The sequence below is a fragment of the Oceanobacillus alkalisoli genome (assembly GCF_021556485.1).
In the GTDB taxonomy this organism is placed as follows: Bacteria; Bacillota; Bacilli; order Bacillales; family Amphibacillaceae; genus Oceanobacillus; species Oceanobacillus alkalisoli.
The window spans coordinates 94,327-116,588 of the sequence record NZ_JAKGBW010000005.1 but is presented as its reverse complement, the minus strand read 5'-3'; the positions used below and the strand labels follow the sequence as shown (position 1 = coordinate 116,588).

Sequence of the window (22,262 nt, the reverse complement as noted above, 5' to 3'; positions counted from 1 at the left end):
GTAAAGGATTTCATGATTCGAAAAGTATATACCGTAAACCCAGAAAACTCCATTAAAGAACTACTTATTATATTGCAAAAGAATTGGCAATAAAAAGTCCTGTAGCATTCCAGCAGGACTTTTTATTATCAAAACCTGTTCAATTAAGCACCTAGCATTATTTTCTTTTTATATCAACCCATACTTCCTAAAACTATTAAATATCCCACCTTCATCTGGTGTATCCGTAAGATCATCAGCCGCCAGCTTCAATGCTTCTTTCGCATTTCCCATAGCAATTCCATGCTGAACATATTGAATCATTTCCAAATCATTCATCCCGTCACCATAAGCAAAGGTATTCTTTCGATCCATGTTCAAATGCTCTAATAGCTTGACAATAGCTGTCGCCTTATGAATTCCTGGGACAGACAATTCCCCACTGTTTTCACCAAAGATTGGTACGGTGCTAGGAATAATATTGAACTTTCCTCCAAATTCTTCACTTATCTTCTCGATCGGTATGTCTGATCCTAAAAAGGAAATCTTATTAATATCGTCTCTTAGCAAATTTTCTCCTTCAATCAGCGCATCATGAAAAGGAAGAATTCCTTTTTCCACTTCTGCCTTGGCCTGGGGATTTGCCTCGATTACTTTATCAATGATGGAACGGATATGCTTTTTGCAGTGTTCACTGGCAAATAACCCGCCATTGGACTCCAAATAAAAATCAATGCCATGCTGACTAAAGTAATCAACAAGGTGCCGGACATCTTCTGGATCCACTGTTTCATGGAGAATGACTTCTTGCTCGACTTCGATATATCCTCCTGCTGCACCTATAATGCCATCGAATCCTATATCCAGTATATCTTCATATAGTTCAGCCTTCGATCGTCCTGTGCAAATAAAAACGAGATGACCGTTCTCCCTCGCTTTTTGTACAGCAAATTTTGCTGACTCAGGGACGACTCCATTGTCATTCACCAGTGTCCCATCAATATCCAAAAATATAATTTTTTTCAACCTATTCAACTCCTGTACTACATTTATCTAATGTTTAACGAATAAATAACCTCCAATTATCCAGAGTACCTGACAATTGGAGGTAACAATTACATATACTTAAAATTTACTTCCAGATTAAAGCTTTTCTCCATTCGTTGCAATCACGTCTTTATACCAATAGAATGATTTTTTCTTTTTACGTTCTAATGTACCATTGCCTTTATCATCGAGGTCTACATAGATAAAGCCATAACGCTTGGACATTTCTCCGGTTGACGCACTGACAAGGTCGATACATCCCCATGAAGTATAGCCCATTACTTCCACACCATCTTCAATCGCCTCTCCTACCGCATTAATATGTTCTCTTAAGTATTCGATACGGTAGTCATCCTGAATGCTGCCATCCTCTTCCACTTTGTCATAAGCACCTAAGCCGTTTTCCACTACAAATAACGGTACTTCATAACGGTCATAAAGTTCATTAAGTGTAACACGGAGACCTATTGGGTCAATTTCCCATCCCCAGTCACTTGCTTCAAGGAAAGGATTTTTAACGCCACCAATCATGTTACCTTGACCGATTTCCTCTGCCGTTTTTTCTTTTCTTTCTGTACGGGACATATAGTAACTTAACGAAATAAAGTCAACAGTTCCTTCTTTAATCAGTTCTACATCGCCATCTTCCATTTCGATATGGATATCATGTTCTTTGAAATAGCGATTAATGAAAGTAGGATATTTTCCACGCACTTGAACATCGGTACAGAAATTATTAAATAAGCGGCTCTCTTCATGTGCATACATGATATTTTCCGGATTGGAATCATAGGAATAGACTGGAGCATAAATGATCATACAGCCTACTTGAGAACCAGGGATAATTCGATGTGCCGCTTTAACGGCTAGTGCACTTGCGACAAATTGATGATGTAAGGCTTGGAATGTTGGTTGATACCTATCCTCTTCTTTTTGAATCGAAAACCCAAGACCCATGATTGGCATCATAAATCCACTATTTATTTCATTAAATGTCAACCAATACTTCACTTTATCTTTATAGCGATCTAGCACCGTTTCAACATATCTTTCGAAAAATGTAATCGCCTCACGATTTCTCCAACCGCCATAATTTTTCACTAAGTTTAATGGCATCTCATAGTGTGATAACGTGACAAGTGGTTCAATATCATACTTTGCCAATTCATCAAAGACACGATCATAGAATGCTAGCCCTTCTTCGTTCGGTTCCACTTCATCTCCGTTAGGGAAAATTCTGGACCATGCGATCGACAAGCGATAGGTTTTGAAGCCCATTTCAGCGAATAGAGCGATATCTTCTTTATAACGGTGGTAAAAATCAATACCTAAATGGTTCGGGTAGTAATATTTATCTTTGTCAATCTCCCAGTCAAACCCTGGTTCACTTAATACTTTAAGCCTTTCTTTACCACCTGGCAAGACATCGGCAATATTCAATCCTTTATTCCCTTCACCGAAGCCGCCTTCTAATTGGTTTGCAGCCGTTGCTCCTCCCCATAAAAATCCTTCTGGAAATCTTGTATTTTTTGTCATGTGATAACCTCCTGATTTTATAATGCCATTCAAGCATTATTTTTATGATTAACGCTTGGATAACATCTTTCGTAAACTTACTTTACAAAGCTTTCTGTTCTTTCATCGTCAATAACACCATCATAATTTAAACCAAATCCGTAATCATAACTGTTTCCTTCACTATCCACATATGGATCCATATCTCTTGCAACGTCTTCAAACTGAGCTTCTACCGTGTCCATGTCTTTAGGGAATTGAACTGGTAGCAAGCCAGTTGGTTCTTGTTTTCCTAAGATGATATCAAACAAAGCGTTATCTGATACTTGGAATCCTACAACAATCGCATCAACCTTATCTTCAAACTCAGACATGATTACTGGATTCTTAGCTTTCATTGCAACGACTACAGGAATATCTTTACCTGACTTCTCTACTAATTCGGTTGCGTTTAATACTGCATCCAAATCATATTCGTTAGAGATTTTAGAAGTGTTTCCGTAATAACTTCTATTCTCTTTAGAACCATCCTCTGATACATCGCCAGCTATTGATTCCTGACGAACGTTTTTTCCGTCTGCTGTGTAAGGACGATACTGGAGTGATAGCGGGTAAAACGTTTCATTATCTTCTTCTAGCCCAGCAAAAGAGAAATTATCACCATTATCAGGACTTGTCATTCCAACAATTACTAAGTCAACGTTGTCTAGATTTTCCGGCTGTTCAAAACCAATCACATTTCCGTCTTCATCCAGCACTTCTTCATCCGTTACTACTTCTTTAAAGTACTCCTCAGCAACTTCAACACTCATTGTTGGTCCTTTATATGGTTCACCCGGCCCAAACATACTATCAAAAGGTGTCCGCATTGTTGAAGGGATATATACAACTTTATCTTTATATTTACTCAAATCATCAGAAGAATGAATCGTATTATCTTTATTCTTGACCATAACGACCGAATCAAGTTGTGCTTGGTAACCAGCTTCAACTTTATCTTCGCTTGCTACCTTTTCTTGTGACTCTTCCAGATTCAAGTATGGATCTTCAAATATTCCTACATTGAAAAATGTGCTTACAATTCGTTTTGCACTTGTGCGGAATCTTTCGTCAGCTGACTCATCTAATTCTCCATTTTCATAAGCTTCTTCCCACATTTCATACGCAGCTAGCACTGGGGCTTTATCATTATTACCACCAAACATATCAATCCCAGCCTTAATAGCTTGGAAATGACGTTCTTCTACCGTTTTATCTTCCGTACCATAAGCAGATCCCATATAACTCATGTCATAACCTTTTTCATTAGAAGGGTCGCTTGTAACACCCCAGTCCGTAACCAAAACGCCATCATAATCATTCGCTTCACGTAAAATATTGACTACATCGGAATTGTAAGCCGACGCCAGATATTGATCACCATGCAAAGGATTTCCTTCAGCGTCTATTTGAATGGAATAAGAAGTCATCATGGACGCCACTTCACCAGTTTCACCCGTTAAGCTTAGTCCTCCATCTGTAAATACTTGTACATGTTCTTCATAATTATCACCCGGGAATACAGCATATTTACCTTCGAACGTGTGTGATTCACGACCACCTTCTCCAGCACCATCACCTGGGAAGTGCTTCAACATAATAGAAATAGAATCATCACCCCAACCTACATCATTCCCATCTTCATCAAATGTGGATTGAGACTGGTTTGTGTATGCTTCAGCAAATTCAGTGGCTAATTTACTTCCTTCACCAAATGTCCCATCTACCCTTAACCAGCGAGGTTCAGTTGCTAAGTCAATTTGTGGTCCCAATGCCATTGTAATTCCTAGACCACGATATTCTTGCGATGACATCATAGAGAACTGACGCATGATATCAGGATTAAATGTTGCAGCTAAACCTAGATTTGATGGCCAGCGGGAAATATCGTTCCCTTCTGAATTATAGACTCCACCACTTTCAGCTGTACTTCTTGGGTCAGAACTGAAATTTACCGGGATAATTGGTTCATCTTCAGTTCCCAATCCTTCAGCATATGCTTGCATCTGGTTCGCCCATTTCACACTTGCTTCTACATCATTAGGTCCTGCATGTAATACATTCCGCAAATTATCATTTTCCAAGTATGCTTTTTGGTCATCTGTTATACCCGCTGATTGATCCCATTCATGTTCACTAAACAACATCAAACCAGCCATCTGATCTACAGATAATGTCTCTGCCAAAGCAGTTGCACGGGTTTCTGTATCTTCGCGCCAATCTTCAAAGGTATCCAATTCCCCATTATTATTCAAGTCTTTAAAGTAATAAGTCTCCCCATCAACTTCTTCAGTTAAAATATTAATACCGCTACTTAATGAAAAACTAATAGCTGGACCATCGCCAGAGTTTTCCACTACACCAAATGTCGTTTCACCATCGGAAAACTCTTGATAATCAAGATCCCCTGCAATTTCAGTTTCATGGTTCTCTTTGTTTTCCTTGCTGTCTTGACTTTCCTCCTTCTCCTTAGTGGAATCATTACCGGAACAGGCACTTAACAATAACAACAATACCAACAATGAAATAGATATGAACTTACTCTTCTTTATCATTTTTAATTCCTCCTATGTCTTCCTAACAAGTTTTTCTTTTTATTTAATGAATTTCATAATACGTATTTAATGCTTCATCATCACCATATGTAGTTGAGTTGGTTCGTTCCCAACTACATATGATGATGGAAAAGCCGACTTTGGTAATTATGAAATTCATTCTATTGTGTATTTTTTCTCGATTTCCATAGAAGCTTTTCTTTTGTTTATTTTAATGAATTTCATAATATGTATTTAATGCTTCACCATCACCATATGTAGTTGAGTTGGTTCGCTCCCAACTACTGGTGATAGGAAAGCCGACTTTGGTAATTATGAAATTCATTCTATTTATTTAAAAACATTATTGGCTTACCGGTCTGAATTGTTCCCTCTTCTGCAGTTTCAATGGACGTATATTGATCAAAGTTTGTAATAACAACGGGGGTAATAATCTCATAGCCGGCCTTTTCAATACCCTCTATATCAAACTCAATAAGCAATTGACCCTTTTCAATTTTGTCTCCCTGAGCAACATGCGCGTTAAAGAACTTTCCTTCTAACTGAACCGTGTCCATTCCGATATGGACGAGTAATTCCGCACCATGTTCGGTGATAATACCGATCGCATGCTTGGTATCGAATAATGCTGTAACCGTACCAGATACAGGTGAAATTAATTTTCCTTCTGATGGTTTAATTGCTACACCTTTCCCTAATGCACCGGATGCAAATGCCGAGTCAGAAATGTCAGCTAGATTGACCGCTTCTCCATTCATTGGACTTTCAATTACTTCATTTGTTATATTTTCATCCTTGTTTTCTTCTTGTGGAGCTGGTTGAGCTGATTCTTCATTCTCTTTAGTTGCGCCACCAAAGAAGTAAGTCAGTACAAAAGCTAATACAGCTCCAACGACAGCGGCGATAAGAGCACCGATAAACGCCATATTCATACCTTCCTCTGGATGAATAAAGCTAGGTATTTGGAAAATTCCAAGTCCACCCATGACATGAGCAACTGTACCAAACAACCCTAATAATGCACCGCCAATTCCTGATCCGATTAGTGTGAACATAAATGGTCTTTTAAGTGGTAAAGCAATACCGTACATACCAGGCTCTGTTACACCAAATACGGCTGATATGATTGCTGGAGGGCTAAGTGTTTTCAACTTTTGTTTTCTTGTTCGAATCCATACTGCGGTGAGCGCACCTGCTAAAGCAAAGGAATGGACAAACATTAATGCTAGGATTGGATCCCAACCTTGGCTCACAACGTTGTTAATTCCAATTGGAACAAGACCCCAATGCAATCCAAACATAACGAATACCAACCAGAAGGAACCTATAACTGCCCCAGCAATCACAGGACTTAGCTCATATAACCAAATGGTTCCTGCTCCGAGCAATTGACTTGCCCATGTCGCAATTGGGCCGATGACAATGAATGTTAATGGAACAATGGTCAGTACCGTCAACATCGGAACTACAAACGTTTTTACTACGTCTGGAATCAATTTCGCAAAGTAATTTTCCAGCTTTGCAGCGAAAAATGTAGATAAAATAATTGGAATAACCGACATCGCATACGTCATTAAAATAATCGGAATACCAAAGAATTCAATATAAACGGGTGATTCAAGTAAAGTACCCGCAAATAACATGTATAAAGGTTCTCCTGCTTGAGCACTCGGATCAAGCGCTGGATAAACGAGTGCACCCGCTATCAACATCCCTAAGAATGGTGTTCCGCCAAATTTCTTCATTGCTGTATATCCGAGGAATATTGGCAGGAAGTAGAACAGTGCATCTCCAATTGCGTTTAAAACTTGGTAGGTTCCACTTGCTTCATTCAACCAGCCCGCTGCTAAAAATAAGGCATTAAAACCTTTTATCATACCTGAAGCAACTAATACAGCTAAGATCGGCTGGAAAATTCCAGAAATCATATCGATAAATCGGTCTAATAAACTGCCTTTATCACCATTATCGTCCGGGTCATCCACCGGTCTATTTGATTCGAAACCGCCTTCAATGACAACTGCTTTATAAACATCCGGCACATGGTTACCTATAACAACTTGGTACTGCCCGCCGCTTTGTCTAACTGTAACGATGCCATCCATATTTTCCAGCACTTCTGTATTCGCTTTTCCTTCATCTTTTAATTTAAAGCGTAAGCGGGTAATGCAATGGACAACACTGTTAACGTTTTCTTTACCGCCGACATTTTCGATGATGTCTTTTGCTAACTTTTCATATTTCATTTAAAACCCTCCAATATCAATCTATTTATTTAAAATAAAAACCCGAATGTTTTTGCAAACAGGGTAACATGATTCTCTATCATGTTTGTTTGCACTTTTACAGCCAAGAAAATTACTTTTCTCGGTCTCTGTAAAGTCCAAAATCCCTCTTTACAAAACATTCGGGTTATGCCCAATTAAGGTTACATTCCCTAGCATTTCTTATAAATGTTGTGAAGTTTATATATACCTACTTAAATTCGATTCGTTAACCGATGAATATGCAGCGTTAAATATAATATTTCATCATGCGAAATGGACCAATTATAGTCTTTTTTAATATACGAAGCAATGCGTTCTGCACATTGATATGCTTTATCGTATTTTAATTTAATCTGCTCATATAAGAACTCATCGTATGTGTCTTCCAATTTTTCTTTGCGAATAAAGCGCATGGCAAAAAAGCGCAAGTGTGTCAAAAATCGCTCATAATTGACTGAGTCTTCATCTAAGTCCATTTGAAAATAATATTTAACGATATTTAAGATGTCATTAACCATTTCCGTCACTTGGACGGTCTTTGTCATATTCTCACCAGAAAGCTGACTATTAACAAAGTGTAATGCGATGGAAGCTGCTTCGTCTTCTGGTAATTCTATAGTTAATTCTTGATTAATAATATCCAGTGCTTCTAAAGCTATTTTGTATTCTTCTTTGTAATACTTTCTAATTTCCCATAACAATGCATTTTTCAAGTCGTATCCGAGTTTATGACGTTCCACGGCAAAGCTCAAATGATCAATTAAAGCGACATATAAATAATCATCTAATGAATAGGACAGTTTGGACTTAGCGAGCTCAATAATTTGATGAGCTAATTCCAAATAAATCTCTGGTATTTCTTTTAATAGCTCAGCAATCTTATTGGATACACCTTTATGCTCCAGTATAAAAGTTTTTTCTATCTTTTCCGGATCAATGGAATCGCCTTCCTTTTTCTGAAAAGCCAAGCCCAGTCCCATAACGACGACTTCTTGATTTATTTCATTATAAGTTAACGCTACATTGTTATTTAATATTTTTTTGATTTTCATTTTACCCACACCTGAACGATATTTTATTTTAATTTCTAAGTGTTCATTTGAAATAACTTAGATAGGTTGAATGAATTTCATAATTACCAAAGTCGGCTTTCCCATCACCGTATGTAGTTGGGAACGAACCAACTCAACTACATATGGTGATGGTGATACATTAAATACGTATTATGAAATTCATTAAGGTTAAACAAGAAATCACTTCTTTTGTTTATGCTTCTGGAAAACCGATACATAGTTAAGTGTAGTTATACCCCCCTTTTTGAAAGCCATTTTATTTTTCCTTCAAATTTCTTCATGCATGGATATAGCTTGGCAATAAAAAAACCTGAATCATTTGAAAAAGCACATATAGCGCTCTCAAATCAATTCAGGTTATGCCCAATCAAGGTTACATTCCTTAATAATATATTACTTATTTAGCTTTGTAATTTTAATTTACCACAACTTCCTCCCAATGTCAACGGTTACATTATTTTGATAATAGGGACAAAGTCTCTTTTACACTCGAAAAAACTCATTTCGAACCAGATGCATAAAAAGAACTCCAGCACCTTCACCGGAGTTCTTTCAACACTATTCCCTACCTCATTCTCTTCCACAAACTATTCGGCGAAATTTCTCTCTTCGAAAACCCACCAACATGGAAAAAAAATTCGAAATCGTCATTTTTCAACTCATATTTCTCGAGCACACCCGGCCCACAGCTAGCTGAACCAAGGCCATTTTGCTGGTGATCCAGATTGAATTCAATGAAATCTTGTTCTGCTAAATCTATCGTATGACGGGCATTCTCAAGAATTTCCGTCGTATAGTGGTGCGCGCTGAAGTTGAATAAATCACCTGCTGCTAATAGACCTGCACCAGATTCAGTTGTAAGCGACACCCACTTTACATCGGTACGATTACCGTTTTCTTGTGGGACGACATATGGTGTGAATAGTTCTTTAACCGGTGCAGACCAACGTCCAACACGGTTCGCTAGTTTACTATCCACATAGGACTCACCCGGACCGCGACCATACCAATCGACTTGATCAAATGCTTTTTTCAAGTAAAATTGTAAGCCGATTTTTGGTAGGGTGATCGATCCTTCCCCGAACTTCTTACCATCGACTTTTACAGTCACAATCCCAGTATGTGCAATTTCATACTTAATGGAAGTTTTAAAGCCCCAGTTGAATCCAGGCGGAGAAATTTTCTTAGTCACTGTAATGAGGACAGAATCTTTCTCGGCTGAAAGCTCCGATTTAAAATCAACTAAACGCTGCTGTAGCATGTGGACACCGCTAGCTTCCCACGCTTTTTCTTCACTTCTCGTACTAAATTCTTCCTGACCGATTTGATCGTTATCTGTTGGTGCTCTCCAGAAGTTACCCTCTTTCATATGTAAGTGCATCTTGCTCGTTATTGTATGACATGAAATAAGAGCGATCTTTTAAACGATTCTTTTCTAATACGGATAAATGTTGAAATTCATTTAGATGTACCATAATAACCTCCAAATAAAATTTTTCACATCATGATAACGCCTACATTTTGTTTTTTTATTCTCTGCCCTGTTGCGTTACGAAAAGAATAATAGTAAACTAAGGTTTACTTAATTAAATTAATTAATAAAGTTAATTGTAATAACTATTGTACTATCAATCAAATGAATTATCAATACTTTTAAAATTGCAGGAGGGTAAAATGAAAACAGCGGAAAATTTAATACGCGATTTTCAACATACGTTTCATACTAAAAAAATACCAAGAATGTTCTTCGCTCCGGGACGGATCAATTTAATTGGAGAACACACCGATTATAATGGCGGCCATGTCTTCCCTGCCTCCATTTCCTATGGCACCTATTCGCTTGGAGCGAAACGCGATGACCAGAAATTACGCTTTTACTCGATGAATTTTCCTAAAATAGGAATCATCGAATGCGACTTGAAAAATTTGGAGTTTCAAGAAAAACATGACTGGGCGAACTATCCAAAGGGGATCTTTCTCTACTTAATCGAAGCTGGATTCGACATTTCGACTGGTGCTGACATTCTTTACTACGGAAATATTCCAAACGGAGCCGGTCTTTCTTCTTCCGCCTCGATTGAACTTGTAACCGGTGTGTTGGTGGAAGGGTTATACGAAAAAGAAATTAACCGTCTAGAACTAATTAAACTTGGACAAAAAGTAGAAAACCGGTATATTGCCGTCAACAGTGGCATTATGGACCAATTTGCCGTTGGAATGGGCAAGCAAAATCATGCAATTCTATTAAATTGTGACACATTGGAGTATAATTATGCCCCATTACATTTAGCCGACCATGTAATCATGATTATGAACACGAACAAAGAACGAAAATTGGCCGACTCCAAGTACAATGAACGACGTGCTGAATGTGAGGCTGCTTTACATGATTTACAGAACAAATTAGAAATCCACAGTTTAGGGGAATTAACACCAGAACAATTTGAAGAGAACAAACAGGCAATTACCAATTCAACGAACCAAAGACGGGCTAAACATGTCGTTTATGAAAACGCTCGCACCTTAGAGGCGTTCAATCAACTACAGCAAGAAAACTTAGATGCTTTTGCAAAATTGTTAAATGAATCCCATCTCTCCTTGCGTGATGATTATGAAGTAACCGGACGAGAGCTCGACACCATTACGGAAACTGCTTGGGAAGTTGATGGTGTGCTAGGTGCACGAATGGTAGGCGCTGGATTTGGCGGATGTGCGATTGCAATCATTGAAAAAGATAAAACAGAGGAAGCCAAAGAATATATCAATGCAGTCTATCAAGAAAAGCTAGGCTATGAAGCTACATTCTACACCGCAACAATTGGGGATGGAGCGAAAGAAATTATGAAAGGAGCAAAACGATGAGTGTTTTAGTTTTAGGTGGGGCCGGTTATATCGGCTCCCATGCTGTTTATCAATTAATTGATCAGGGGGAACAGGTAGTTGTTATTGATAACTTAACGACCGGTCACAAAAATGCAGTGCATTCAGAAGCGACATTTTATGAAGGGGATTTGCGAGATCTTGAATTTCTTCGCTCCATCTTTGCAAAGGAAGAAATCGATGCGGTCATTCATTTCGCTGCCCATTCCCTTGTTGGAGAATCGATGGAAAAACCACTCCAATATTTTGACAATAACGTGTATGGCACACAAGTATTACTGCAGGCGATGGCGGAAGCGGATGTGAAACATATCGTCTTTTCTTCCACCGCCGCGACGTATGGTGAACCAGAATCCGTACCGATTACAGAAACGATGCCTACAAATCCAACAAACACGTACGGAGAAACAAAACTTACAATGGAAAAAATGATGAAATGGACGGAACAAGCCCACGGGATCACTTATGTTTCCTTACGCTATTTCAATGTCGCCGGCGCAAGAGAGAATGCGGAAATCGGTGAAGATCACCGTCCGGAAACACATCTCGTCCCGATTATTTTACAAACGGCATTGAATCAGCGAGAATACATCACCATTTTCGGTGACGATTACGATACACCAGACGGCACGTGCATTCGCGATTATGTCCATGTGGAAGATTTGATTGCTGCTCATCTACTCGCTTTAAGCTATTTGAGTAATGGCGGAAAAAGCGATGTCTTCAACCTCGGAAGCAGTAATGGATTTTCCGTAAAAGAAATGATTGAGACGGCGCGAAACGTAACCAGTAAAGAAATACCTGCGAAAATCGGGAAAAGGCGTGCAGGAGATCCAAGCACGTTGGTAGCTAGTTCAGATAAAGCGAGACGTATTCTCGGCTGGAACCCGTCCCGAACATCCATTACGAAAATCTTTGAAGATGCTTGGAACTGGCATATCACACATCCGAGTGGATACGGAAAGGAAGAGTAGCCATGATTTATAACCATATTGAAGGACTAATCGAACAAGCATTAAAAATAGATCTAATTGAAGCGGCAGATCTCCACTACGTCCGAAATCAAGTCATCCATCTATTAGGATTAGATTCCTACCCGGAGACGATAGATAATCCAACTATAGATACAATCCCGAACATTCTGGGTAACATCATTATCTATGCAACCCGACATGGTGTAATTGAAAATGTCTTCGATGAAAAGGAGATTTTGGCAGCGAATATCATGAACTGCTTTGTCGCAAGGCCATCCGTAATTAATCATACATTCCAGCAAAAATATGAAGCATCACCAACAGCAGCAACTGACTATTTTTACAATTTAAGCAAGAACAGCAACTATATCCAAATGAATCGCATCAAGAAAAACATTTCCTTTCAAGCAGAAACAACGTATGGTGAAATGGATATTACCATTAATCTATCCAAGCCGGAAAAAGATCCGGAGCAAATTAAACGGGAGCGGGAAATGAAACAGACCGGGAATTATCCAAAATGCCTGCTCTGTGTAGAGAACGAAGGTTATACAGGGAGGACAGGATATCCTGCTCGGGCGAACCACCGGATTATTCAAGTTCCGCTATTAGGTGAAAACTGGTATTTACAGTATTCTCCATATGTTTATTATAACGAGCATAGCATTCTACTTTCTGAGGAACATCGAGACATGAAAATTGATCGCGATGCCTTCAAACGATTGCTTACATTTACAGAGAAGTTCCCGCATTATTTCATCGGTTCCAATGCGGATTTGCCAATTGTCGGTGGATCGATTTTAAGTCATGATCACTATCAGGCTGGCAGATATGAATTTTCCATGATGAAAGCAGAAGATGCCTTTACTTTTCACTTGAAGGATTTCCCTGAAGTCACTGCAGCTGTCGTGAAATGGCCGATGTCGGTTATTCGATTAAAAGGAGAAGAGCTAGATAGCCTTGTTCAGGCTGCGGACCATGTCCTCCAAACGTGGCGCAATTATTTCGATCCAGATGCCAATATCCTGGCATTCACAGACGATACACCACATAATACAGTTACACCAATTGCGAAGTATCGTGATGGAAAATTCGAACTGAATCTTGTCTTGCGTAATAACCGAACATCGAAGGAACACCCACTCGGAATTTTCCATCCGCATGCTGATGTACAACATATTAAGAAGGAGAATATCGGGCTAATCGAAGTAATGGGACTCGCAGTTTTACCTCCCCGATTAAAAGATGAATTACAAGCGATTCAAGAGAATTTACAAGGAAAATCATGTAATATAGCTACCCATCACCACACATGGGCAGAACAATTGAAGGAAAAATATCCACAAGTTGCAAATGAAAAAGAAGCTGAAGAAATTATCCACCAAGAGCTCGGACAAAAATTTGCTCGAATATTAGAAGATGCAGGAGTGTTGAAAGACCAGCCAGCATTTGAACGTTTTATTGAAACGCTGAATAAATAAAGACAATAAAAAAGCAGTTAACCCCTCACTAGGATTAACTGCTTTTTTATTTCTTGCGATCTGGAGCGAATAATTCCACTAAAAGCAGCGAAACGGCCCCGAGCAATGTTGCATCATCTCCGAGTCGCGAGACACTTACTTCCGTTTTCTTCGCTTCTTTTGTCAATGCCCGCTGTTCGATCATTTTGTCAATTTCTGGGAAAATGAATTCCTGACTCTTCATGACCCCGCCACCGAGGACAATTCGGCTCGGGTTCACTAAATGAATAAGATTCGTTAAACCGATCCCAATGATTTCACCGGTTTCCTGCAAAAATTGAATAGCCTGCTTTTCACCATTTTTCGCGAGTTCATAAATTTCTTCTCCGTTCAAATCTTTTTCCGAACTCACTTGTCTTTTATAGCGTTCGGCAAGTGCTTCCCCGCTAGCAAATGTCTGCAGACAGCCAGGATTGCCACATTCACATATCTCTCCGTGGAGATCAATCGTCATATGACCAAATTCCCCGGCGATATCTTGAGCCCCGTGATATAACTCACCATTGATAACAATACCTGCGCCGACACCGCTACCAAAGTTCACAGCAACCATACTGCCCGCGTCACTGTTTCCACCGAACCATGACTCCCCAAGAGCCATGGCGCGAGCATCGTTTTCCACCCGTACGGTTAAATCAAACGCTTCTTCCAATGTAGCTTTAATCGGAATATCTGTTAAATTCAAGTTGGGAGCAATCAAAGATGTTCCAGATTCAACATCCACTACCCCGTGCATTGCAATACCGATCCCGATAATTTTTTCATGATCGATGTCCGTAGAAGCAATAATCGTCTCAATTTTCTCTGTTAATATAGCAAGAAACTTCTCATTCGTTAATGTTTTTGTTAAATCCTCGGATGGTGTTCGCTGTAAGATTTTCCCTGTCAAATCGGTTAACGCGCAATCCACCGTTTCCGGACCAGCATCCATTCCGATCACATAGAAGGCTTTACTATTAATATGAAGCATCTTCGGTTTCCGGCCACCGCTGGACTCACCGAGCTCACTCTCTCGAACCACCCCATCCTTCAACAGTTCCTTCACAATACTGCTCACTGTTGGGGGTGTTAGTTTTGTATCCTTTGCAATTTGCGCACGCGATATTGGTTCTGACGTTCGTATCTTATTCAATACAAGAGATTTATTGACTGATTTCATTAATTGAAATGAACCACGTTCCATGCAAATCCCCCATTTATCTCATTTAATAATGCTTGGCTTATCCTTTCACCGATCCTGTCATACCTTCGACAAAGTATTTCTGTAAGAAGAAGAACACTAATGCAGTTGGAATCGTGCCAATTACAATCGCCGTATAGATCACGCCATAATCCGGTGTATAGCCTGAACCTAAATTAGAAAAATTAAAAGCGGGATAGTTTGAACATCAGACGACTGTAACATAACGAGCGGCCATAAATAATTATTCCAGTTGTTCATAAATGAAATAATCCCAGCAGCTGCTAATGTATTTTTCATCGACGGCATATAAATTCTAAAGAAGATGCCAAGCTCACTCAAACCATCAATTCTGCCTGCTTCGATTAAATCTCTCGTAAACATCTTCGTATTCTGTCTGAAGAAGAAGACAAAAAATGCAGTCGTTACATATGGCAAAATAACGGCATACAGCGTATCCACACCAATAGCGGGAATTGCTTGAGAAACATTCCCAAAGAAGCGGAATAACGGAACCATCAAAGCTGCAAACGGTATCATCATCGAAAGGAGCAGAATATTAAACACAATATCTTTTCCTTTACTTCGGTAGATTTCAAAACCATAACCTGCTAGAGAAGAGATTACTAAACATAGCACTGTAGCAATGATAGCAATAAAAAATGAATTAAACAATGCAGAACCAACATTATAGTTTTCAAAGAGATTCCTTATATTTTCAAAAATATGTGTGCCTGGTAATAAGCTTCCTTGGGTAATATCAACCGATTCAAGATTGACCCCCATCCCGGAGCGGAACGATAGAATCAGTGCTTGATATCATCGGATAAAAATAAAATAACGTGATGAAAATGGTTGCTAATAGGATAAATCCCCAACCTATTAAGCTTTTACTATTTATAGGCTTCATGTTGACCACTCCAAACATTGATGTTTAAATAAAGTTTTGAGCACAGAAGGGTTCTTCTAAAAAAGCTGGAAATACCCAAGACCATAATTAAATAGATTTAATTTAATCGTCCTTCAGCTTGTTTCTGCGCATCATCTAGAGCCTCCTCTAGACCCTTGCCGCTTTTATATTTCTGTAATTCACCAATCAATATATCCATAATCGCGTACGTATGCATTCCATAGTTCACACTCGGGATTTCTTCCATCCACGTGAAAATCCGAAACGATTTTTTGACCTCCAAAGAAGTCATCAGGTTGATTGAATGCTTCTTCATCTAACGCAGGTATATATGTACCGATTGCACCTATATCTGTAACTAAGTCTTGATAAAGATCAACATTAGAACCAAAGGTACTTGTCAAAAATTCCGCAGCCTTTTCTTTCCCGGGAATATTTAATACATAGAATGAACTTCCACCTTGGTTGGAAGCATTCACTGCACCGTCAACCGGCAATCGCGGAATCGGTACAACCGTCCACTTTCCAGCTTGTGACTCCTCCGCTTTAATACTCGGTGTCATCCACTTCCCCACCGCGATTTCTTCTAATCTAGACATCGTATTAGTGAACGCTTTCCAAACAGAGAAAAGAAGTAATTTTTCTTGCTCAAATATTTCTTAATTAATTTAATTAAGTTCAATAGTACAGATAATTTTTATAATGTCAATAGAGGATGGAAGAATTATTTGCATTTTAAGAAATTAGAAATCCAAAATACTACTCTTTTTTTCTACCAATTCCATCACCCCAAAATTACCCCACATTCTAATTTCCATTTATTTACTTAATCTGTTATACTTAAGCTCGTGTCTTGCCGGTACTCTACTATTAACTCCCCCCACTATTTATTGGTTGAACATCAATAGATAGAGGTTGAGAGAGCCGGTAGGGCACTTTTTATTTATAAGAACAAAGGCGCAAGCGCCCGTTTAGCAACGTACAAACTAGAGCACTCCGTAATGAGATAAAGGAAACTCAGGCGACGATAGTGAGTTGATGTTGACTTTCACTACTTGGGTATAAGGGCGACTCAGCCTTACAAAGACCGCTCGGCAAGTCTTCTTTATCGATTGGAGGAGTGTGAAGTTTGGGACTGCGCACTGCTCGCCCCACCAAAAGATCTGCTAGTTGCTGGGCGCTGGAGCCGGACGTGGCTAGCCCTGGATATGCAAGTTATCCCCTGCATTTTTATTTTTATAGTTTCCTATATAACCCAAAAAAGGAAGAGCCACAGCTAAATGCTGTAACCCTTCCTTCTATATTTATTATAGTCGTTATTCCTGAACCTCTTCCAATGTCAATACAGGATAAATTCCATCTTCATCATGCGTCTCTGTACCGACAAGCGGCGGATTGAATACGCAAACCATGCGCATATCCGTTTTTGTTCGAACTTCATGTTTATCATTTTCATTCAGTACGTAAATGGTACCTGGTTTCAGCTGCCATACTTTACCGGTTTCGATCTGCTCGATTTCTCCTTCGCCTTCAATGACATAGACAGCTTCGATATGGTTTTTATACCAGAAATAGTTTTTCGTACCGCCTTTAATTACCGTATCATTCACACTGAATCCTAATCTATCATGTGCGGAAACGAATCTGCGGCTTCTCCAATTCCCATCTGCTACGTCGTCTTTCGTGCCTACAATATCTTCAAGTGATTTTACAATCATGTTTACCTCTCCTTTTGCGTCTGCTTTTGTATCGTTTATTTTAATTTAAGCAAGCACATGCTTGATACTAGCTTCGAGAATTTCTAAACCTTTGCTTAATCCTTCCTCATCAATTATTAATGGTGGAAGGAATTTCACCACTTCATCTTTTGGTCCTGCTGTTTCAATGATTAGGCCACGCTTAAATGCTTCAGAACAGATTTCTTCCGCAAGACCATCAACATGCACCGCTATCCCTTGCATCAAGCCTCGTCCACGTGCTTCTCCATTTAATTCCGGATATTTTTCAACGATGGATTCGGCAGTCTCTTTCAAGAAGTCTGCGCGCTCCTTAATATCTTCAGAAAAATCATCAGTATCCCAGTAGGTTAGCGCTTCTGTTGCTGCAAGAAATGCCAAGTTGTTGCCACGGAATGTTCCATTATGTTCACCTGGCGTCCACTGGTCATGCTCCGGCTTAATCAATGTAATCGCCATTGGCAGGCCGATTCCGCCAATTGACTTGGACAGGCAGACGATATCTGGATTAATGCCCGCTGGTTCGAAGCTAAAGAATGTTCCAGTTCTTCCGCAACCCGCCTGCACATCATCAATAATCAATAAAATATCAAAGCGATTGCAGATTTCTTCGATTCTTTTCAGCCACTCCATTCGAGCAGCATTAATGCCACCTTCCCCTTGAACCGTTTCTAGAATAATTGCAGCCGGTAAATCAACACCTGTACTGCTTCCTTCTAAATAACTTTCCAAATAAATAATCGTATCTTGATCATCGACAAATTGATCAAACGGCATGGATACCGAGTGGTTTAACGGAATTCCCGCACCTTTTCGCTTCGTTGCATTACCAGTTACGGATAGAGACCCGATTGTCATGCCGTGGAAAGCGTTTGTAAAACTGATGACTGTTTCTCTTCCGGTTACTTTTCTTGCAATTTTAAGTGCGCTTTCTACCGTGTTTGTCCCGGTTGGACCTGGAAACATAATTTTATAATCGAGGTTTCGAGGTTTAAGGATGGTTTCCTGAAACTTTTCAAGAAACTTCTTTCGTGGAGTCGTTCCCATATCGAGACTATGCAGAATTCCATCATCCTGTATGTACTCGATTAATTTATCTTGCATCACGTCGTTGTTATGCCCATAATTCAATGCGCCTGCCCCAGCGAAGAAATCAATATACTCCTTGCCATCTGTATCCCATAAACGATAGCCCTTCGCTTTTTCAAAAACCGTCGGCCAGCCGCGGCTATAACTCCTTACTGCTGATTCCAATTCTTCAAAAGTTTTCATTTTCTCGTTATTCATTACTGCTGTTGTCAAATTACTCATCCCTTATCATTTTTTTATTTATTAACAGGCCCAATTCTGTATAGCCATTCTTCTTCATGCGTTTCATCTTCTGCTTCTGGAAAAATTTCCGAGTTAAAGTATTTACTGATCTTATAATTGGCTTGATGTTTCCTCGCAAGACCAATAAATAGATTATTTGAAGCTGTATTCGATGTCGTCACAGTAGTTTCAATATACCGAATTTTCTCGCAAGACTTGCGCTCTAAAAGCTGATTCAGCATTCGCGTCGCCAACCCTTGCCCGCGCTGTGACCCGTGAACAGCAACCTGCCAAATAAATAGTGTGTCGGGATTATCTGGATGAATAAATCCAGATACAAATGCAACAGGCTTTCTAACATACCCCTTTTCTTCAATTGCTACAATGGATGTTTCGGAAAAAATCTCACACCACATAATATAGCTGTAAGAAGAATTCAAATCGAGGTTGCCAGTCTGCTTAATCAGTTCCCAAACAGCTGCCCCATCTTCCTTGTTCGGTTTCCTAAAATGAAGTTCTTTTTTGACAATTGGCTTCTCAGCCGTTTCTAACGTTTTAATGCTTCCACCACCTAAATTAAATTTTAATTTTTAATTCTTTTAAAGCTTAACGTTAATCAAAAATTACGTCAAAACGGATAAATCAGTATATAGTAGGATTAAACAGGTTTAAACTGGATTAGATTACCGTCACGGGCGAATGTCTATAAATAACTGGTAAATAGTAGCTGATTGTCTGCATAACTGCGGATTCAATTTTGGGGGTTCATTAAAAAACTCGCCTTAGAGATTGATGTAGAGCCACCTAACGGGGTGTTTGTTTTAGCGTGATATTTTTTGTAAATGTTTTGTAATGATTCTTTAAAAAAGATGGAGGCTCACTAGGTAAGAGATATTACGGGAAGTCTCCATCACTAATCTGAAGCAAGCATTCAAAAAGACGTACCAAATACTGTACGTCTATAAAGGGCAATCGATTGAATTTTACTATCAACCATATCTTGTTGCTTTCTATAAATACAAACATTAGATGATTTCTTAGAATACACCCTTTTATTGCTTACCCTAACGAAAACTTCATCTGTAGAATCCACTTTTTTGTAGAATAGGAGGAGGGGTTTCACCCTCCGACCTCTCGTCAAACCGTACGTGCGGTTTTCCCGCATACGGCTTTCTCTTCGTCCGTTCCCCATTTCCGGGAGTGAGTCCTTACTTTATTTCACCCACGAATCAGGAACGGTTGGTGAGTAAGTCGACCATGGATACTAGCCCGTCTTGTTCCAACCTATTGGATTGCGTGTTTAGACATAGTCAATCGCTCCTATCCAGTTAGGACGTACTCAGGGCGCAAGTTCATCTATATCCTTACATGGCTTTTCATGTTCGGCGGGACGCGCCCCTTGATGAACCTTTTCATTCAATGCGTTACGCCTCCCACTCACTTCTATTCACAATGTTGACGAAGTAGGTCCCTTCGCCACCACCTCTGGTTCACATGTTGTTTCGGGCTGGATTTTGCCTGCAGACCTTTCAGATTCCCTCTCGCGAGAGACACCCCTGTCCATCCTTCCTTATTCGAAGAGGATGTTACTTCGGCTACGGTACTTTAAAGGGATAAAGTTACCTTGTGGATTTCAACCACTAGATTGTGCAACAGTGGGGCACACTAAAAAATTCCGAGCGAATCAATCATTCGGAACCACTTTTTAATTTACTTGTTCGTTTAGTGTATTTTACCCCTATCCTCTGTATTCCATTAACTGTTCATTTAATTCATTTGTCTTCCCATAAACCTCTTTATAGATCTTAAACAATTTCTTATATCGTTCTACATTTTCCGGAATCGGTGAATAGGTCTCGTCTTCTTTCAAAAATTCATTTGCACATTCTTGTAATGAACTAAACCAGCCACAACCATAGGCGGCAAGCATTGCAGCACCTAGACCAGGCCCTTGTTCACTTTGCATCTTTATAATATTCGCATCAAAAATATCAGCTTGCATTTGCAGCCAAGCTTCATTCTTCGCCCCTCCCCCAATAGACACAATCGTATCAATCGTTTTACCGTGGTTACGGAAAATTGCAACGGATTCGTTTAAGGAGTAAGTGATTCCTTCCAAAACAGCACGGGTAAAATGTTTTCTTTCATGCGATGCATCCATTCCAATAAAGCTTCCGCGAATGTTGGCATCAACATGCGGAGTCCTTTCACCTACGATATAGGGGGTAAAAAGAAGGCCATTAGATCCAATCGGAGCTGTTTCAACATCAGCTAACAATTCTTCATAACCGATATCTTCTGCAAAGATATCTTTAAACCAAGACAAACTATAACCTGCTGCAAGTGTTACTCCCATTGTGTAAAAAGCTCCTGGTACTGCGTGGTTAAAATAATGAACTTTCCCTTCAAAATACTTGTCTTCATCCATTTCATAGGACAGAACGACTCCAGATGTCCCTGTACTCACTAATGTTTTTCCATCCTCTAAAATCCCAGAACCGATCGCCCCACATGCATTATCTGCTCCACCTGCGAATACTTTAGTTTTAACACTAAGCCCCGTCGCTTCTGCAATCTCTTTTGTTATCGCACCTACTTCAGCATAAGAATCAACAAGTGGTGGACATATTTCTGGACGAATATCTAAACGTTTACAGATTTCCTCACTCCATGATTTCCTAGCGACATTCAAAAGCAACGTACCTGAAGCATCAGAATATTCCATATGCAGTTCTCCAGTTAATCGATAGCGGACATAGTCTTTCGGTAATATAAAAGCCTTGGTTTGCTCGAACAATTCCGGTTCATGATTTTTCACCCACAGAATCTTTGGTAAAGTAAATCCTTCCAATGCAGGATTTTTAGTAATTTCTAGCAGACGATCCTTCCCTACTCTTTCATAAATTTCCTCACATTCTTTCGTCGTCCTCGTATCATTCCAAAGGATCGCATTTCGTAAAACTTCTCTTTTTTCGTCCAGCAATACTAAGCCATGCATTTGTCCAGAAAAGCTTATTCCTTCAATATCTTCCGGATTCCCATTAAATTCTGCTAATAATTCAGCTAATCCTACAACCGTTTGCTCTACCCAATCAGTAGGATTTTGTTCACTATAACCGACTTTTTCTTGGATGAGCGGATAAGACTTTGAAACTTCTTGGGTTACTTCCCCTCGCTGGTTCACTAATAATATTTTAACAGCACTTGTTCCCAAATCTACTCCAATTACATATTTCATCACAGATCTCCCCTTCCGATAAGTACAAAGACGAAGCC

Annotated in this window: 15 protein-coding genes and 1 pseudogene; 3 read left to right on the top strand and 13 right to left on the bottom strand. The window is 39.4% G+C overall.

The genetic code is table 11. The features are described 5' to 3' along the window. Positions 1-168: 168 nt before the first annotated feature. The 6 genes from LZD48_RS06965 to LZD48_RS06940 form a co-directional block, all read right to left on the bottom strand. Positions 169-1,005, bottom strand: a complete 837-nt coding sequence (locus tag LZD48_RS06965; protein WP_235762013.1) for a Cof-type HAD-IIB family hydrolase — start codon at positions 1,003-1,005, stop codon at positions 169-171. Between the two features lie 117 nt (positions 1,006-1,122). After that, a complete protein-coding gene (locus LZD48_RS06960) occupies positions 1,123-2,562 on the bottom strand; it encodes a glycoside hydrolase family 1 protein (protein WP_235762012.1) in 1,440 nt (479 codons plus the stop codon). A 77-nt stretch (positions 2,563-2,639) separates the two neighbouring features. Next, on the bottom strand, positions 2,640-5,135 hold the full coding sequence (locus tag LZD48_RS06955; RefSeq protein ID WP_235762011.1) for a glycoside hydrolase family 3 protein: 2,496 nt from the start codon (positions 5,133-5,135) through the stop codon (positions 2,640-2,642). A 326-nt stretch (positions 5,136-5,461) separates the two neighbouring features. Further along, positions 5,462-7,381 (bottom strand): beta-glucoside-specific PTS transporter subunit IIABC, encoded by a 1,920-nt coding sequence (locus LZD48_RS06950; protein ID WP_235762010.1) that lies wholly within the window; start codon positions 7,379-7,381, stop codon positions 5,462-5,464. 233 nt (positions 7,382-7,614) lie between these two features. Then, a complete protein-coding gene (gene licT, locus LZD48_RS06945; protein ID WP_235762009.1) occupies positions 7,615-8,454 on the bottom strand; it encodes a BglG family transcription antiterminator LicT in 840 nt (279 codons plus the stop codon). A 586-nt stretch (positions 8,455-9,040) separates the two neighbouring features. Continuing rightward, positions 9,041-9,844: a beta-galactosidase small subunit gene (locus LZD48_RS06940; RefSeq protein ID WP_235762008.1), complete on the bottom strand. Its 804-nt coding sequence runs from the start codon at positions 9,842-9,844 to the stop codon at positions 9,041-9,043. Between the two features lie 305 nt (positions 9,845-10,149). Here LZD48_RS06940 and LZD48_RS06935 point away from each other — a divergent pair, with 305 nt between their 5' ends. Genes LZD48_RS06935 through galT form a run of 3 tightly spaced genes read left to right on the top strand, consistent with a single transcriptional unit; the run spans position 10,150 to position 13,810 of the window. Next, positions 10,150-11,337, top strand: a complete 1,188-nt coding sequence (locus LZD48_RS06935; protein ID WP_235762007.1) for a galactokinase — start codon at positions 10,150-10,152, stop codon at positions 11,335-11,337. Continuing rightward, on the top strand, positions 11,334-12,329 hold the full coding sequence (galE, locus tag LZD48_RS06930) for a UDP-glucose 4-epimerase GalE (protein ID WP_235762006.1): 996 nt from the start codon (positions 11,334-11,336) through the stop codon (positions 12,327-12,329). Before LZD48_RS06935 ends, galE begins: the two co-directional genes overlap by 4 nt. A 2-nt stretch (positions 12,330-12,331) precedes the next feature. Next, positions 12,332-13,810, top strand: coding sequence for a UDP-glucose--hexose-1-phosphate uridylyltransferase (gene galT / locus LZD48_RS06925; protein ID WP_235762005.1), 1,479 nt, complete (start codon positions 12,332-12,334; stop codon positions 13,808-13,810). A gap of 46 nt (positions 13,811-13,856) precedes the next feature. Here galT and LZD48_RS06920 read toward each other — a convergent pair whose 3' ends face one another. The 7 genes and pseudogenes from LZD48_RS06920 to xylB all read right to left on the bottom strand — a co-directional run bounded on the left by LZD48_RS06920 (position 13,857) and on the right by xylB (position 22,224). After that, positions 13,857-15,032 carry an ROK family transcriptional regulator gene (locus LZD48_RS06920; protein WP_235762004.1) on the bottom strand — a complete coding sequence of 392 codons (1,176 nt, stop codon included), beginning with the start codon at positions 15,030-15,032 and terminating at the stop codon, positions 13,857-13,859. 37 nt (positions 15,033-15,069) lie between these two features. Then, positions 15,070-15,800 (bottom strand): annotated as a pseudogene (locus LZD48_RS06915) (carbohydrate ABC transporter permease); the annotation flags it as partial. A 318-nt stretch (positions 15,801-16,118) separates the two neighbouring features. Beyond that, positions 16,119-16,538 (bottom strand): hypothetical protein, encoded by a 420-nt coding sequence (locus LZD48_RS06910; RefSeq protein WP_310739793.1) that lies wholly within the window; start codon positions 16,536-16,538, stop codon positions 16,119-16,121. A gap of 717 nt (positions 16,539-17,255) precedes the next feature. Continuing rightward, positions 17,256-17,657, bottom strand: a complete 402-nt coding sequence (locus tag LZD48_RS06905; RefSeq protein ID WP_235762003.1) for an ectoine synthase — start codon at positions 17,655-17,657, stop codon at positions 17,256-17,258. 45 nt (positions 17,658-17,702) lie between these two features. Continuing rightward, entirely contained in the window at positions 17,703-18,962 is a 1,260-nt protein-coding gene (gene ectB, locus LZD48_RS06900; protein WP_235762117.1) for a diaminobutyrate--2-oxoglutarate transaminase, read from the bottom strand. 38 nt (positions 18,963-19,000) lie between these two features. After that, positions 19,001-19,516, bottom strand: coding sequence for a diaminobutyrate acetyltransferase (ectA, locus tag LZD48_RS06895; RefSeq protein ID WP_310739797.1), 516 nt, complete (start codon positions 19,514-19,516; stop codon positions 19,001-19,003). Positions 19,517-20,724: 1,208 nt separating this feature from the next. Further along, positions 20,725-22,224, bottom strand: coding sequence for a xylulokinase (xylB, locus tag LZD48_RS06890; protein WP_235762002.1), 1,500 nt, complete (start codon positions 22,222-22,224; stop codon positions 20,725-20,727). Between the last annotated feature and the right edge of the window lie 38 nt (positions 22,225-22,262).